Origin of the sequence: Salinisphaera sp. (assembly GCF_035690525.1) — a bacterium.
Classification (GTDB): Bacteria; Pseudomonadota; Gammaproteobacteria; order Nevskiales; family Salinisphaeraceae; genus Salinisphaera.
In genome coordinates this window covers 14,521-29,339 of the sequence record NZ_DASSKM010000140.1, presented here as the reverse complement: position 1 = coordinate 29,339, position 14,819 = coordinate 14,521, and the positions used below count along the sequence as shown (strand labels likewise).

Below are 14,819 nucleotides of genomic sequence, written 5' to 3'. Positions count from 1 at the left end.
AAGCAACCGCCGGCAAGTACCGCCTGGGCGCTCCGACCGCCGGCGTGCGCCAAATGCGCCTCGGCCGCCGGCACGGCGGTGCCGTAGACCGTATCGGCCGAACGCGCCGGCGCATCCAGCAACGCGACGCCCAGCGCCAGCGCGCTAGCCGCGCCCAGACCGGCGAATAGGGTGGATCCTTTCAATCGAACGGACATATCAACCTCCGTTGATGTAGTGCGCCCGGGCGGCGATGCCTTACGCCGCGCCGGTGGGCACGAAGCTCAGGGCCACCGAATCCATGCAATAGCGCAGGCCGGTGGGTTCGGGGCCGTCGTGGAATTTGTGGCCGAGATGGCCGGCACAGCGCGTACAGGCGATTTCGGTCCGGGTCATGCCGAAACTGCGATCGGTGTGTTCGGTCACGTTTTCGGCCGCGATCGGCTGGTAAAAACTCGGCCAGCCGGTGCCGGAATGAAACTGGGTCGCCGAATCGTAGAGCGCGGTGCCACAGCCCTGACAGCGATAGATGCCGGCCTGTTTCGGTTTGTCGACATACTTGCCGGAGAACGGGCTCTCGGTGCCGTGCTCGCGCAGGATATGATACTGCGCGGGCGTGAGCTGGGCCTTCCATTGGGCCGGCGTCTTGACCACACGCTTGACCGTGCGCTCGCCGAGCCGCTTGCCGTGGTTGTCGAAGGCCACAATCGTCACCGGGCCGCTCGGCCGGGCCGGCGCCTCGTCCGCGGCCCTGGCCGGCAACCCACGCACAAGCCCGGCGATCAGGCCGGTGCCGGCCACCGCCAAACCGCCGACGAGAAAACGCCGCCTCGGATGGTCGATGTGCTCGTTCATGTCGTTACTCCTGCAAGCTTGTAAATACAATACGCAATACAGGCCGGCTGCGATGCGGGCGCTTCTGGTACGGATGATAAAACGGCGTTTGCGGCCCGACTCGCGAAGCACCGTGATTTCCCTTATTGCGCTGGGTCAAGCACCACCTGTAGTGAGGAGGAAGGCGACGGTATGATCCGGATATAGCCGTGGCGCTTCACAACCCGATCTATCATTTCCGTTAGGGAGACCGCCCATGGACTCGACCAACGCGCCCGCCCAGATGAGGGTGTCCTTGCATATCAATGGGCAACTCCGGCAACTGGATCTGCCGCCGAACGTCGTGCTGCTGGATGCACTGCGCAACCGGCTGCGGCTCACCGGCACCAAGAAAGGCTGCGACCACGGCCAGTGCGGCGCTTGCACGGTGCTGGTCAACGGCCAAGCGGTCAATTCCTGTCTGGCCCTGGCGGTCATGCACGACGGCGACGAAATCACCACCGTCGAAGGACTGGCGGCGGACACGCAGCACCTGCATCCCTTGCAACAGGCGTTCTGGGAACACGACGCCTACCAGTGCGGCTATTGCACGCCCGGCCAGTTGATGTCGGCGGCCGAGCTGCTGGACAACGACAACGTCGGCACCCGCGACACGGATGTCAGCGAGGCGATGAGCGGCAATATCTGCCGGTGCGGCGCCTATCAAAACATCCTCTCCGCCATTCAGCAGACGCGCAACGCGCGTTAAGGCATAGCCCGATGCGAGAATTCGACTACAGCCGCGCCGACAATGTGGACAGCGCGATCAGCGCTCATGGCGGCCAGGCATCGGCCTATGTCGCCGGCGGCACGACGCTGATCGATCTGGTCAAACTCGATGTCATGCAGCCGGACCGGATCGTCGACGTCAACCGCCTGCCGCTGAACGGGATCGAGGTGCTCGACGACGGCCGCCTGAAGATCGGCGCCATGGTGCGCAACACCGCGCTCGCCTATCACCCGCGGGTCGAACACGACTACAGCGTACTCTCCCAAGCCCTGCTGCAGGGCGCCTCGCGCCAACTGCGCAACCGCGCGACCACCGCCGGCAACGTCATGCAGCGCGTGCGTTGCCCTTATTTCCGTAACGGCGTATCGGCCTGCAACAAGCGCGAGCCCGGTTCCGGCTGCGCGGCGATCGGCGGCGACAACCGCAGCGTACACGCGGTGCTGGGCACCAGCGAGGCGTGCATCGCCACCCATCCGTCGGATATGTGCGTGGCCATGGCCGCCATCGGCGCGACTGTCCATGTGCGCGGGTCGAGCGGCGAGCGCGCGATCGATTTTCTCGATTTTCATCGGCTGCCGGGCGATACGCCGCATATCGAGCACGATCTCGAAGGCGACGAGTTGATCACCCACGTCACCCTGGACGCGCCGATCAAGGGCGGCCACGCCGCCTATATCAAGCTGCGCGACCGCTCGTCGTACCAGTTCGCCCTGGCCTCGTCGGCCGCGATCGTGGCGCTCGACGGCGACACCATCGCTGCGGCGCGCATCGCCATGGGCGGGGTCGCCACCAAGCCCTGGCGCGCCCAAGAGGCCGAAAACGCCCTGATCGGCCAGCCGGCCACGCTCGAATCGTTCGAAAAAGCCGCGGCCATCGCCATGCAAGGGGCCACGCCCTACAAGGACAACGCCTTCAAGATTCCGCTCGGCCGCAAGGCGGTGGTGCGCAGCCTGCGCGACGCCACCGCCCGGGCTCAAAACCAGGATCAGGGCCGCGACCAAGGCCAGAACTAGGGCCAGAACTAGGGAGCCGCATCATGAGCGAACAGATCATCGGCGCCGCCGCGCCCCGCGTCGACGGACCGGACAAACTCACCGGCCGCGCGGCCTACGCCGCCGACCATTTTCCGGAAGGCGTGGCCCACGCCTACGGCGTCTACAGCCATATCGCCAGCGGCACCATCGTGGATCTCGATCTCGCCGAAGCCAGGCGCTCGCCCGGCGTGATCGAGATCTTCCATCACGACAACTTCCCGAAGCTGTACCGCTCGCCGGCGACCTTCGCCCAGGAAGACATGGTCGACGAAACGAGGGTGCCTTTCGAGGATAACAGGGTGTACTACGCCGGGCAGTTCGTCGCCCTGGTGGTGGCGGAGACCTTTGAACAAGCGCGCGCGGCGGCCTATAAGGTTCGGGTCGACTACGACGCCGAGACCACGGCCGCCAACCTCGACCAAGCGATCGAGACGAATGGCACCGTGCCCGCCGACAGCCATACCCGCGGCGACGCCGACGCGGCGTTCGAGGCCGCGCCGCACAAGATCGACGCCACCTACACTACGCCGGTCGAAACCCACAACCCGATGGAGATGCACGCCACCACCGCGCGCTGGGCCGACGACGGCCGGCTGGTCGTCTACGAGTCCGCCCAAGGCGTGGTCTTCGCCCGCAACGCGCTCGCCAAGATCTTCGATCTGGAACCCGGCAAGGTCGAGGTACACGCCGAGTTCATCGGCTCGGGCTTCGGCGGCAAGCTGTGGATCTGGCCGCACAGCGTCGCCACCTGCGGCGCGGCGCGCGAGCTCGGCCGGCCGGTGCAGATGATGGTGCCGCGCCAGCAGATGTTCACCACCACCGGCCACCGTGCGCAGACGCGCCAACACCTGCGCCTGGCCACCGATGACAACGGCAAACTGGTCTCGCTGGCCCACGACACGGTCAGCGCCACATCGATGATCAACATCTTTCCGGAGACGTGCGGCAGCGCCTCGATCAGCCTGTACGGGTGCGACAACGTACGCATGACCCACGCCACCGCGGCGGCCAACCAGGGCACGCCGACCCATATGCGCGCGCCCGGCGCCGGCGTCGGCCTGTTCGCGCTGGAGTCCGCGATGGACGAAATGGCCGAGGTGATCGGGATGGATCCGGTCGAATTCCGGCGCCTAAACTATACCGACTACGACAGCGCGGCCGGCCTGCCCTTTTCCAGCATTCATCTGCTGGAAGCGTTTGATACCGCCGCCGAAGCCTTCGGCTGGTCCAGGCGCAATCCGGAGATCGGCGCGATGCGCGAGGGCGACCAAATCATCGGCTGGGGCATGGCCTCCTGCAACTGGCCCGCCATGCGCATGCCGGCCAGCGCCCGGGTGGCGCTGCGCGCCGACGGGACCGCGCAAGTCCACTGCGCCAGCCAGGACATCGGCACCGGCACCTACACCATCGTCGCCCAGACCGCGGCCGGCGAGCTCGGCCTGCCGCTGGACAAAATCGAGGCCCGGCTGGGCGATTCATCGTTCCCCCGCGGGCCGATCTCGGGCGGCTCCTGGGCCACCGCGAGCGCCCTGCCGGCGGTGGCCGCGGCCGCCCGAGAGGCGATCGAAACGCTCAAGACCTACGCCGTGAACCCGAGCGGGCCGTTCGCCGGCGGCAATATCGACGATCTGGTCTATACGGCGGGCACGCTAAAAGACGGCAACGGCAAAAGCGCAACCGTGGCCGAGGTGCTTAATCCGCAGTCGCTGGCCAGCGCGGCCGGCGACGCCCAGACCGGCGGCGCGCCGGAAGGCGAATATTCCTTCCAGTCCTTCGGCGCGCATTTCGTGGAAATTACCTGGGACCCGGGCATCGCCGAACTCAAGGTCACGCGGGTGGCCAGCGCCATCGACGTCGGCCAGGTCATCAACGCCGCGACCGCCCGCAACCAGGTCGAGGGCGCCGTCATGTTGAGCCTAGGCTCGGCCTTGTTCGAGGCCACCAACTACGACGAGCGCGACGCGATCCCGGTCAACAACAACTATGCCGAGTATCTGGTGCCGGTCCATACCGACACGCCCAAGATCGACGTCACCCTGCTCGATTACCCGGACTACGCCCTCAACGAACTCGGCGCCCGCGGCATCGGCGAGATCGGCGTGACCGGCTTCCAGGCCGCGGTCGCCAACGCGGTCTATCACGCCACCGGCAAACGCGTACGCGATCTGCCGATCACGCTGGACAAGCTCATGGACGAGGCGTGAGCCGTGTGCAACAACAGGGCCTAACCCGGGAACAGCCCGCCGTAGTGTTCGGCGATCGCGCCCGGCGTGGTCAGCCAGATATCGCGCCGGCGCTCTGTGATCCGGGTGAGCGCCCGGCGCAGTGACCGCAGGCGAAACGGCTGGCCGGCGATGTAGGGGTGCAGCGCGATGCCCATCACCAGCGACTGGTGCCGCGACTGCGCCATCATCTCGTCGAACTGATCGACAATGCGGGCCTCGAACTCCCGATAATCGCTATATTGCGGCACTTGTGTCGGGATATCGTTGATTTCCTGCGGATAGGGCACGGACAGAATCTCACCGTTGCCCCGGGTATCCATCCACACCGGCTGATCGTCGTGCGCCCAGTCCAGGTGATAGAGAAAACCGGCCTCGGCCAGCAGATCCGGTGTGACGCGGCTCTGGGCCACCCAGGGACCGAGCCAGCCCACCGGCCGCTCGCCGAAAGCCTTGATCAGCACGTCACGGGATTCCGCGATTAGCGCCGCCTCGCCTTCTTCGTCGAATTCGTTCTGGGATTCGCTGTTGGTCCGGCCGTGCGCGATCAGTTCGCTGGACAGCTTCTGGCGATAGGCGGCGATCAGTTCGGGACAATAATCCGCGATCGCCGAATTGACGATCAGACCGACCGGAAAGCCTAGCGATTCGAACATCTCCAGCATGCGCCAGGCGCCGACGCGGTTGCCGTAGTCGCGCCAGGAGTAGTTGAGCACGTCCGGCTGCCGGCGCCCGGGCACGAGGGCCGCGCCGTAGCCTTGATCGAAATGGAAATGCTCGAAGTTGAGACCGATGTACACCGCCAGCCGTTTACCCTCCGGCCATTCGAAGTCCTCGCGGTCGACGATGGCCTGATAGGCGTAACGATGATGATGACGCAGCGTTATCGACATGGATGACAGGGTTTAACGGGATAGATAACCATTCTATCGCCGACCGCCCGCCTCAAGGGCCGGCGCTGTACACCGCGCTTGCCAAGCCGTTACAGTCCGTCCGGGGGAACGGGTTATGAAACATGCCATCGTTGCCGTGCTGGCGCTGGTCGCGACGCTCGCCGGCTTGCACACGGCACGCGCCGCGCATCCGCCGCCGGTGGAACTGGTCGATGTCTATCACGGGCAGGTCGATCTATCGGACTATTGGGTTTCGGAGAAGTACGACGGCGTACGCGGCTATTGGGACGGCCAGCGTATGCTCACGCGCGGCGGCTCGGTGGTGGCGCTGCCCGACTGGTTCACGGCCGACTTCCCGGATACGCCGATGGACGGGGAACTCTGGGCCGGTTACGGCCGGTTCTCGGAGGCTTCGACGCTGGTGCGCACGGCGGAGCCGAACGATCCGGGTTGGCACGACATCAGCTATCGCGTATTCGATCTGCCCGGGCTCGACGTGGACTTCGACCATCGCGTGCCGGCCATTCGCCGCACCGTCGCCCGCATCGACGACCCGTGGGTGGTTGCTATCCGCCAATCGCATGTCGCCGGCCGCCAGGCGCTGCGCGCCGCGCTCGAAAAAGTGCTGGCCAAGGGCGGCGAGGGCTTGGTTCTGCATCGCGGCAGCCGCGACTATACCCCCGGCCGGCACGCCGGACTGCTCAAGGTCAAACCCTATCAGGACGCCGAGGCCCGGGTGATCGCGATCCACCCCGGCCACGGCCGGCTCAAAGGGCTGATGGGCTCGATCGAGGTCGAAATGGTCGATGGCCGTAGGTTCGCGATCGGCACCGGCTTTAGCGACGAGCAACGCGCCGATCCGCCGCCGGTGGGCTCTTGGATCACTTTCCGTTATCAGGGCGAGACCGCTACCGGCCTGCCCCGCTTCGCGCGTTTTCTACGCCGCCGCCCGGGCGGCCCGCCGCCGGAGGTTGTTAACGTGAAGATTACCGAATGAAAGAGCGAATATGAGTCCGCAAGAAACCTATCCGCAAATAAACGCAAGTAAACGCTAATGGAAGGCAGAATTGCGCAACATCACGTATTATTTGCATTTATTCGTGTTTATTTACGGGCGGCCTTGTCCTGAGTTCGTGTCTATTCTTTTGCAGGCTGGTATTAGATTTGCGCCTGTTAGCGTTTATTTGCGGACTATCTTCTTTTTAAACGCGTCCCGATGTTTTGAAAGAAACACCAGTTCACGACTCGCGGACTCAGTGATTGCGTGCGTGGATGAAGGTCCAGTAGCCGAAGGCGTTGACCGGTACCGATTCGATGACGTCGAGACCGGCCAGGGCCAGAAAGTCATCGATCGGGAATGACGGCCGGAAGCCGACCAGTTTGGATAGCGGCGAGGCCAGGCGCTCCAGCTTGGCCATCGGGCCTTTTTGGCTGAAGTGGTTGACGATGAATATCTCGCCGCCCGGTTTGCAAACCCGCTTCATTTCCTCGACCAGCTTCTTCGGGTCCGGGGCCACCGAAACCACATACATGGCCACCACCTTGTCGAAGCTGGCGTCGGGATATTCGGTGGCCTGGCCGTCCATCACCTGCAGGGTGATGCGATCGGCATCGCCGTTGACGCGCTGACGGGCGTGCTCGAGCATGTCCGGCGAAACATCGATGCCGACCACTTCCACACCGTCCGGATAGTGCGTCAACGACAGACCGGTGCCGACCCCGACCTCGAGCACGCGATCGCCGGCCTGGCAATCCATCTTATGAACCGCGACCTGCCGGCCCTGTTCGAACACGGGGCCGAAGAAACGGTCGTAGCTGCTCGACAGACGACGGTAGGCGGTAACGACGGAACGTTCATCCATGACGTGGTATGACCCGGTTGCTTGACGAGGATGATCGAAAGCGCGTGGAGAATACGCCGATCCGCGGCGGGATACAAAAACGGCGCGCCGCTGTTCGGCGAGCCGGACCGCTTTCGACCATACGGCCCGAGTGCCGGCAACGATCCGGCGTCTGGGCTGGAGCCTGCGCCGCAGAAATCGAAAGGACTGCGACGCGCCATTTATTCCTACAACAGTAAGCTCCTAGGAATCTTCGCCCTGGTCGCGTTTCCAGTTGATCAGACCGCCCGCGCGCAGGATCTCGACCTGACGCTCGGACAGCGCGTGCTTGCACTCGATGGTGTCGCCGCCCTCGGTTTCCACCGACACGGTGTCGCTCGAAGCCAGGGCGTCGTGCAGGCCGCTGATTTTGAGTTTGCCGCCCTGCTCGAGCTTGTCCAGCGCGTCCGCGTCGGCGAACGTCAGCGGCAACACACCGAAGTTGACCAGGTTCGACCAGTGGATACGCGCATAGTCTTTTGCGATCACCACGCGCAGCCCCAGATAACGTGGCGCGATCGCCGCGTGCTCGCGCGAGCTGCCCTGGCCGTAGTTGGAGCCGCCAACGATGGCGTGATCGCCGGTCTCCTTGGCGCGCTCGGGATATTCCTCGTCGACCACGTCGTAGACGAAGTTCGCGATCTCGGGAATGTTGGAGCGGAACGGCAGCACCTCGGCGCCGGCGCGCAGGATCTCGTCGGTGGAGATGTCATCGCCGACCTTGAGCAGAATCGGCAGTTCGAATTCGTCCGGGATGCCGTCGAAGTCCGGCAGCGACTTGATATTCGGGCCCTTGACCAGTTCGACCTCGCGCGCCTCCTCGATCGGCAGCGGCGCTTCCAGCATGTGGTCGTTGATCACTGGGTCGGTCGGATTGCCGACCTTGGGATATTCGAATTCGAGCGTACGCGGATCGGTGATCTCGCCCATCAAAGCACTGGCGACCGCGGTCTCCGGCGAACAAAGGTATACCGCATCCTCCGGCGTGCCCGAGCGGCCCGGAAAGTTGCGCGGCGTGGTGCGCAGACTGTTGCGTCCATACGCCGGCGCCTGGCCCATGCCGATGCAGCCGTTGCAACCGGCCTGATGGATACGCGCGCCCGAGGCGATCAACTGGCCGAGGCGATCGTCGCGGGCCAGCGTCTGCAGCATGGCGCGCGAGGAAGGATTGACGTCGAACGAAACCGACTTGGAAACGGTCCGGCCGCGCACCATCTCGGCGGCTATGGCGAAGTCGCGATAGCCCGGATTGGCCGAAGAGCCGATATAAGCCTGATAAAGCTCGTCGCCGGCGATCTCGGACACCGGCACCACATTGCCCGGCGAGGTCGGCTTGGCGATCAAGGGTACGAGCTCGGACAGATCGATCTCGTCGTGCTCGTCGTATTCGCAGCCGTCGTCGGCCAGCAGTTCCTCGTACTCGTCCTCGCGGCCCTGCGATTTCATGAAGCGCTTGATCTCGTCGTCGGCCGGAAACACGGTGGTCGTCGCGCCGAGTTCGGCGCCCATGTTCGCGATCACGTGGCGATCCATCGCCTCGAGATTATCCAGGCCCGGGCCGTAGTACTCGATGATCTTGCCGACCCCGCCCGACACGCCGTGGCGGCGCAGCATTTCCAGAATCACGTCCTTGGCCGAGACCCAGTCGGGCAGCTCGCCGGTCAGCTTCACGCCGAACACCTTCGGCATCTTGGTATGGAACGGCTCGCCGGCCATCGCCATGGCGACTTCCAGGCCGCCGGCGCCGATCGCGAGCATGCCCATCGAGCCGGCGGCCGGCGTGTGGCTGTCGGAACCGAGCAGGGTCTTGCCCGGCCGCCCGAAGCGCTCCATATGCACCGCGTGCGACACACCGTTGCCGGGCCGTGAGTACCAGGCGCCGAAACGCTCGCAGGCCGACTGCAGGAAGATGTGATCGTCGGGGTTCTTGTTGTCTTCCTGAATCAGGTTGTGATCGACGTACTGGGCCGAGAGTTCGGTCTTGACGCGATCGAGCTCCATGGCCTCGAGTTCCAGCATCACCAGCGTGCCGGTGGCGTCCTGGGTCAGGGACTGGTCGATCTTGAGCGCGACCTCCTTGCCCGGCGTCATCTCGCCGTCGACGAAATGCGATTCGATCAGTTTCTGGGCGACGTTCTGTGCCATGTCAGCCTCCATAAGTGCGTTATCCACACTCTAGCTTGCGATATCGCTTTGACAAAGTCCGGTCGTTCCCTTGCGCCTGTTGCCGGCACCGAGCCCGCTGGGACCGGACCCATTGATTTAGCGCCAATCGATAATGGTTCTCATTACCCGCAACGGTTTCATGCGGTTTTCAACCCCAGGTCTCGCCATGAGCGTGACTTTTGGTCTATTTTGAGCGCGCTCAATCGAGGCACGGGAAATCTTTGGCCGCTCACTGCTTGGCCGATTTTCCTGTATACTACATCGAATTGCCCGGCCGGTTCCGCATCGCGATGCCCGGCTGCGGCGTAGGATGGACACGAGTTATGGATCCTGCAGCGCAACACGCCGTCGTCATCTGGCCGCTGATCCTGTTCACGGCGGCCGCTCTCGGCCTGGTCGGGCTGATGCTGGGCATGTCCTATATGCTCGGCGGCCGTCACAACGAGCGCCTGGGCAACGAGCCGTACGAGTCGGGCATCAGGCCTACCGGCGGCGCCCGCATGCGGTTCTCCGCCAAGTTCTATCTGGTGGCGATCATCTTCGTGCTGTTCGATCTCGAGGTGGTGTTCGTCTTTGCCTGGGCCATTGCCGCACCGCAGCTCGGCTGGTCCGGCTATCTGGCCTTTCTCGGCTTCCTCGGCATATTGACGCTCGGCCTGATCTACGAATGGCGCATCGGCGCGCTGGACTGGGCGCCCAAGGCGCCGCGCCAATACCGGCTGCACGCGATCGAGTCCAATCGACGCCGCAACCTGCCGAGCGAACAAAGCTAGGCCGCGATTCGAACCGACCTTCTATTTTGACTTAACGGTAATGAGCCATGTCTTGGTCTCTCACCAGCGCTGATAAAAACCCGATCCCCGGCTCCGGCACGCCCGGCGACCACGGCGGCACCGTCGAGGACGCCATGGCCCGCAACATTGTCACGGCCAAGCTGGAAGATATGGTGGCGTGGGGCCGCAAGAACTCGCTGTGGCCTTTCAACTTCGGGCTGTCCTGCTGCTATGTGGAAATGGCGACCGCCCTGACCGCGCCGCACGACATGGCCCGCTTCGGCTCCGAGGTCATCCGCGCCACACCGCGCCAGTCGGATGTGATGATCATCGCCGGCACCTGTTTTCTGAAGATGGCGCCGGTGATCCAGCGCCTGTACGAGCAGATGATGGAACCGCGCTGGGTGATCTCGATGGGTTCGTGCGCCAATTCCGGCGGCATGTACGACATCTATTCGGTGGTTCAGGGCGTGGACAAGTTCCTGCCGGTCGACGTTTACGTCTCGGGCTGCCCGCCGCGGCCCGAAGCCTTCCTCCAGGGCTTGCTTCTGCTCCAGGAATCGATCACGACCGAGAAACGTCCGCTGTCGTGGATGATCGGCCCGCAAGGCGTGACCAGGGCGCCCAGGCTGTCCCAGCGCGACAGCAAGCGCGCGGACCGCCTGACGGCGACCACCCTGCGCACTCCCGACGAAGTCTAAGGGCCCAACGGATGCTTGATACGGTAGACATTCAGCGCCAGTTGACCGAGCGGTTCGGCGACCACACGCTCATCCCGCAGATCACGGCCGACGGCATGCCCACGTTCTGGGTCGGCCGCGATCGCGTGCTCGACGTTCTGAAGTACCTGCGCCAGGATTCGGCGCCCGCATACCGCATGCTCTACGATCTGACCGCGATCGACGAGCGCGCGCGCCACAACCGGCCCGGCCAGCCCGAAGCCGATTTCACCGTCGTCTATCACCTGCTCTGCCTGTCGCCGGTCGCCGAGATCCGTATCAAGGTCGCGCTGTCCGAATCCAGCCCGAACACGCCGAGCGCGACCGGTATCTGGCCCAACGCCAACTGGTACGAGCGCGAGGTCTGGGACATGTTCGGCGTGACCTTCGACGGGCATCCGAACCTGCGCCGCATTCTCATGCCGCCGACTTGGCAGGGTCATCCCCTGCGCAAGGATCACTCGGCCCGCGCAACCGAGTTCGAGCCGCTGCATCTCGACCCCAAGCGCCAGGACATCGAGGAGGACGCGCTTCAGTTCAGGCCCGAGGACTGGGGCATGGCGCGTGAATCCGACGACAACGAGTTCATGTTCCTCAACATGGGCCCGAACCACCCGTCGGTGCACGGCGTGTTCCGTATCGTGCTGCAGCTCGACGGCGAGGAAATCGTCGGCGCGGTGCCGGATATCGGCTATCACCACCGCGGCGCCGAGAAGATGGCCGAGCGCCAGTCCTGGCACACCTATATTCCTTATACCGACCGGATCGATTATCTGGGCGGCGTGATGAACGAGCTACCCTATGTACTGAACATCGAGCACGTGCTCGGCATCGAGGTGCCCGAACGCGTGAAAGTGGCCCGCGTGATGCTCTCGGAGTTCTTCCGCATTACCAGCCATCTCATGTTTCTGGGCACCTATGTGCAGGACATCGGGTTCATGAGCCCGATCTTCTGGATGTTCTCGGACCGCCAGAAAGCCTACGACGTCATCGAAGCCGTCACCGGCTTTCGTATGCATCCGGCATTTTTCCGGATCGGCGGGCTGGCGCTCGATCTGCCCCGCGGCTGGGACCGCAAGGTCAAGGAGTTCATCGACTGGTTCCGCCCACGCCTGGACGAATACGAACGCATGATCGTGCCCAACGGAATCGTGGTCGAACGTTCCAAGCATATCGGCGCCTATTCGCAGGATGAGGCGATCGACTGGGGCATCACCGGCCCGGGTCTGCGCGCGACCGGCGTGGATTTCGATCTGCGCAAGGCCCGGCCCTATTCCGGCTACGAGAACTTCGAATTCGAGGTGCCGCTGGGCGTCAACGGCGACTGCCAGGACCGGCTCGAGGTGCGCATCGAGGAAATGCGCCAGAGCACGAACATCATCGAGCAGTGCCTGAACAACATGCCCGAGGGGCCGTACAAGGCGAATCACCCGCTGGCCACGCCGCCGACCAAGGAGCGCACGATGCACGACATCGAGACGCTCATCGCGCACTTCCTCACGGTGAGTTGGGGCCCGGTCGTGCCGGCGATGGAATCCTCGACCATGATCGAGGCCACCAAGGGCCTGAACAGCTACTACTCCATCTCCGACAAGAACACGATGAGCTATCGCACGCGTATCCGTACGCCGAGCTTCGCCCATCTGCAGCAGATCCCGCTGATCTCGCAGGGCGGCCTGGTCGCGGACCTGGTCGCGATCATCGGTTCTATCGATTTCGTTATGGCGGACGTCGACCGATGATTGAACTCAGCGAAGCCGAAATCGAGGGCATCAAGCACGAGATGTCGCTCTACGAGGACCCGGGCGCGGCGACCATCGAAGCGCTCAAGATCGTGCAGGAACACCGCGGCTGGGTGTCCGACGAGGCGCTCGAGGCCGCGGCCAAGGTGGTCAACGTCACCCCGACCCAAATGGAAGCGGTGGCGACGTTCTACAACCTGATCTTCCGCCAGCCGGTCGGCCGGCACGTGATCATGCTCTGCGATTCGATCTCGTGCTATCTCGTGGGCTACGAGCAAGTCCGCGACCATCTGAAATCCAGCCTGGGGATCGATTTCGGCCAGACCACCGAGGACGGCCGTTTCACCCTGTTGCCGATCTGCTGCCTAGGCGACTGCGACCAGGGCCCGACCATGCGGGTCGGCGAGCACTACCACAGTCATCTCACGCCCGAGCGGGTGGACGCCATACTCGACGAATACAAATAGGCTGGCGGAGTACACAATGGACGAGACCAAGGTATTGACGCAGCGCATCCGCGACGACCGTTCGCCGGTCTGGATCGACGACTACATGGATCTGGGCGGCTACGAGGCCCTTAAAACCGCGCTTTCCGATTACGGCCCGGCCGAAGTCGGGCCGCTGATCAAGGAAGCGGGGCTGCGCGGCCGCGGCGGCGCCGGCTTTCCGACCGGCGTGAAATGGTCGTTCATGCCGCGTTTCGAGGACAAGCCCGACGAGCGCCCGGCGCATGTCTATCTCGTGGTCAACGCCGACGAAATGGAGCCCGGCACGTTCAAGGACCGGCTGCTCATGGAAGGCGATCCGCATCAGCTGATCGAGGCGATGATCATCTCGTCCTATGCGATCGGCGCCGACATCGCCTACGTGTTTTTGCGCGGCGAGTACACCGAATGCCGGCGGCGCCTGCAGCGGGCGATCGATGAGGCCCACGAAAAAGGCTATCTCGGCGACAACATCTTGGATTCCGGATTCAGCCTGAAGCTGTACATTCACATGAGTGCCGGCCGCTATATCTGCGGCGAGGAATCGGCCCTGCTGTCGGCGCTGGAGGGACGCCGCGCCGTGCCGCGCCACAAACCGCCGTTTCCGGCGGCTTCCGGTCTGTTCGGCCAGCCGACCACGGTCAACAACGTCGAAACCATCTGCAACGTGCCGCATATCGTCAAAAACGGCGCCGAGTGGTACAAGAGCCTGGGTCTCAACAAGGACGGCGGCACCAAGCTGTTCGGCGCCTCCGGCCATGTCGCCAAGCCGGGGCTGGCCGAATTCCCTCTGGGCGTGAAGCTCGGCGACGTGCTGGAGCATTTCGGCGGCATCCGCCACGGCCGTAAGCTCAAGGGCCTGCTGCCCGGCGGCGGCTCCACGCCGTTTCTGACCCCGGATCACCTCGATACACCGATGGACTACGACGGCGTCGGCGCGGCCGGCAGCCGTCTGGGCACCGCCACCATGGTCGTGTTCGACGACCACACGCCGATCGTCGGCGTACTGAAAAACCTCGAACACTTCTACGCCCAGGAATCCTGCGGCTGGTGCACACCCTGCCGCGACGGTCTGCCGTGGGTCGAGAAGATGCTGGTCAATCTCGAGGCCGGAAAAGGCCAGCCGGGCGACCTCGAACTGCTCGATCTGCACGTCAAGCTGCTCGGGCCGGGCAAGACCTTTTGTGCCCACGCGCCGGGCGCGATGGGCCCGCTCGAGGCCGGCCTGAAGTATTACCGCGACGAACTCGCGGCGCTGATCCCCGACGACGCCGAACGGCTGTCGCGGACCGAAGCGGCGAACGCGAACCCCCTCTAGAGTTT

Annotated in this window: 12 protein-coding genes and 2 pseudogenes; 9 read left to right on the top strand and 5 right to left on the bottom strand. The window is 64.2% G+C overall.

What is annotated here, in order from left to right:
* Together VFJ08_RS10840 and msrB are read right to left on the bottom strand one after the other, a co-directional pair.
* Positions 1-197 (bottom strand): annotated as a pseudogene (locus VFJ08_RS10840) (hypothetical protein); the annotation flags it as partial.
* 40 nt (positions 198-237) lie between these two features.
* A complete protein-coding gene (gene msrB / locus VFJ08_RS10835; protein WP_324997223.1) occupies positions 238-834 on the bottom strand; it encodes a peptide-methionine (R)-S-oxide reductase MsrB in 597 nt (198 codons plus the stop codon).
* 229 nt (positions 835-1,063) lie between these two features.
* Here msrB and VFJ08_RS10830 point away from each other — a divergent pair.
* The 3 genes and pseudogenes from VFJ08_RS10830 to VFJ08_RS10820 form a co-directional block, all read left to right on the top strand.
* Positions 1,064-1,561: pseudogene (locus VFJ08_RS10830) on the top strand ((2Fe-2S)-binding protein); the annotation flags it as partial.
* A gap of 11 nt (positions 1,562-1,572) precedes the next feature.
* Positions 1,573-2,595, top strand: a complete 1,023-nt coding sequence (locus VFJ08_RS10825) for a xanthine dehydrogenase family protein subunit M (protein WP_324997221.1) — start codon at positions 1,573-1,575, stop codon at positions 2,593-2,595.
* A gap of 23 nt (positions 2,596-2,618) precedes the next feature.
* A complete protein-coding gene (locus tag VFJ08_RS10820; protein ID WP_324997220.1) occupies positions 2,619-4,820 on the top strand; it encodes a xanthine dehydrogenase family protein molybdopterin-binding subunit in 2,202 nt (733 codons plus the stop codon).
* Positions 4,821-4,840: 20 nt separating this feature from the next.
* Here the strand turns inward: VFJ08_RS10820 and VFJ08_RS10815 are convergent, their stop codons facing one another.
* Positions 4,841-5,731, bottom strand: a complete 891-nt coding sequence (locus VFJ08_RS10815) for a polysaccharide deacetylase family protein (RefSeq protein ID WP_324997219.1) — start codon at positions 5,729-5,731, stop codon at positions 4,841-4,843.
* A 115-nt stretch (positions 5,732-5,846) separates the two neighbouring features.
* Between VFJ08_RS10815 and VFJ08_RS10810 the strand changes: the two genes are divergently transcribed.
* A complete protein-coding gene (locus VFJ08_RS10810) occupies positions 5,847-6,728 on the top strand; it encodes a DNA ligase (protein ID WP_324997218.1) in 882 nt (293 codons plus the stop codon).
* A 256-nt stretch (positions 6,729-6,984) separates the two neighbouring features.
* Here VFJ08_RS10810 and VFJ08_RS10805 read toward each other — a convergent pair whose 3' ends face one another.
* Together VFJ08_RS10805 and VFJ08_RS10800 are read right to left on the bottom strand one after the other, a co-directional pair.
* Positions 6,985-7,593 (bottom strand): class I SAM-dependent methyltransferase, encoded by a 609-nt coding sequence (locus VFJ08_RS10805; RefSeq protein ID WP_324997217.1) that lies wholly within the window; start codon positions 7,591-7,593, stop codon positions 6,985-6,987.
* 222 nt (positions 7,594-7,815) lie between these two features.
* A complete protein-coding gene (locus VFJ08_RS10800; protein ID WP_324997216.1) occupies positions 7,816-9,756 on the bottom strand; it encodes an aconitate hydratase in 1,941 nt (646 codons plus the stop codon).
* Between the two features lie 344 nt (positions 9,757-10,100).
* Between VFJ08_RS10800 and VFJ08_RS10795 the strand changes: the two genes are divergently transcribed.
* Genes VFJ08_RS10795 through nuoF form a run of 5 tightly spaced genes read left to right on the top strand, consistent with a single transcriptional unit; the run spans position 10,101 to position 14,814 of the window.
* Positions 10,101-10,550: an NADH-quinone oxidoreductase subunit A gene (locus tag VFJ08_RS10795; protein WP_324997215.1), complete on the top strand. Its 450-nt coding sequence runs from the start codon at positions 10,101-10,103 to the stop codon at positions 10,548-10,550.
* 47 nt (positions 10,551-10,597) lie between these two features.
* Positions 10,598-11,251 carry an NADH-quinone oxidoreductase subunit B family protein gene (locus VFJ08_RS10790; RefSeq protein ID WP_324997214.1) on the top strand — a complete coding sequence of 218 codons (654 nt, stop codon included), beginning with the start codon at positions 10,598-10,600 and terminating at the stop codon, positions 11,249-11,251.
* Positions 11,252-11,262: 11 nt separating this feature from the next.
* On the top strand, positions 11,263-13,011 hold the full coding sequence (gene nuoC / locus VFJ08_RS10785) for an NADH-quinone oxidoreductase subunit C/D (protein WP_324997213.1): 1,749 nt from the start codon (positions 11,263-11,265) through the stop codon (positions 13,009-13,011).
* Positions 13,008-13,478 (top strand): NADH-quinone oxidoreductase subunit NuoE, encoded by a 471-nt coding sequence (gene nuoE / locus VFJ08_RS10780; RefSeq protein WP_324997212.1) that lies wholly within the window; start codon positions 13,008-13,010, stop codon positions 13,476-13,478. The genes nuoC and nuoE overlap by 4 nt, the downstream gene beginning before the upstream one ends.
* A gap of 16 nt (positions 13,479-13,494) precedes the next feature.
* On the top strand, positions 13,495-14,814 hold the full coding sequence (gene nuoF, locus VFJ08_RS10775) for an NADH-quinone oxidoreductase subunit NuoF (protein WP_324997211.1): 1,320 nt from the start codon (positions 13,495-13,497) through the stop codon (positions 14,812-14,814).
* Positions 14,815-14,819 lie beyond the last annotated feature (5 nt).

Excerpts from the sequence above, each read along its gene's own strand:
- nuoE (WP_324997212.1), top strand. The coding sequence starts at position 13,008 with ATGATTGAACTCAGCGAAGCCGAAATCGAGGGCATCAAGCACGAGATG.
- msrB (WP_324997223.1), bottom strand. The coding sequence starts at position 834 with ATGAACGAGCACATCGACCATCCGAGGCGGCGTTTTCTCGTCGGCGGT.
- VFJ08_RS10795 (WP_324997215.1), top strand. The coding sequence starts at position 10,101 with ATGGATCCTGCAGCGCAACACGCCGTCGTCATCTGGCCGCTGATCCTG.
- VFJ08_RS10790 (WP_324997214.1), top strand. The coding sequence starts at position 10,598 with ATGTCTTGGTCTCTCACCAGCGCTGATAAAAACCCGATCCCCGGCTCC.
- VFJ08_RS10825 (WP_324997221.1), top strand. The coding sequence starts at position 1,573 with ATGCGAGAATTCGACTACAGCCGCGCCGACAATGTGGACAGCGCGATC.
- VFJ08_RS10815 (WP_324997219.1), bottom strand. The coding sequence starts at position 5,731 with ATGTCGATAACGCTGCGTCATCATCATCGTTACGCCTATCAGGCCATC.
- nuoF (WP_324997211.1), top strand. The coding sequence starts at position 13,495 with ATGGACGAGACCAAGGTATTGACGCAGCGCATCCGCGACGACCGTTCG.
- VFJ08_RS10820 (WP_324997220.1), top strand. The coding sequence starts at position 2,619 with ATGAGCGAACAGATCATCGGCGCCGCCGCGCCCCGCGTCGACGGACCG.
- VFJ08_RS10800 (WP_324997216.1), bottom strand. The coding sequence starts at position 9,756 with ATGGCACAGAACGTCGCCCAGAAACTGATCGAATCGCATTTCGTCGAC.
- VFJ08_RS10810 (WP_324997218.1), top strand. The coding sequence starts at position 5,847 with ATGAAACATGCCATCGTTGCCGTGCTGGCGCTGGTCGCGACGCTCGCC.
- VFJ08_RS10805 (WP_324997217.1), bottom strand. The coding sequence starts at position 7,593 with ATGGATGAACGTTCCGTCGTTACCGCCTACCGTCGTCTGTCGAGCAGC.
- nuoC (WP_324997213.1), top strand. The coding sequence starts at position 11,263 with ATGCTTGATACGGTAGACATTCAGCGCCAGTTGACCGAGCGGTTCGGC.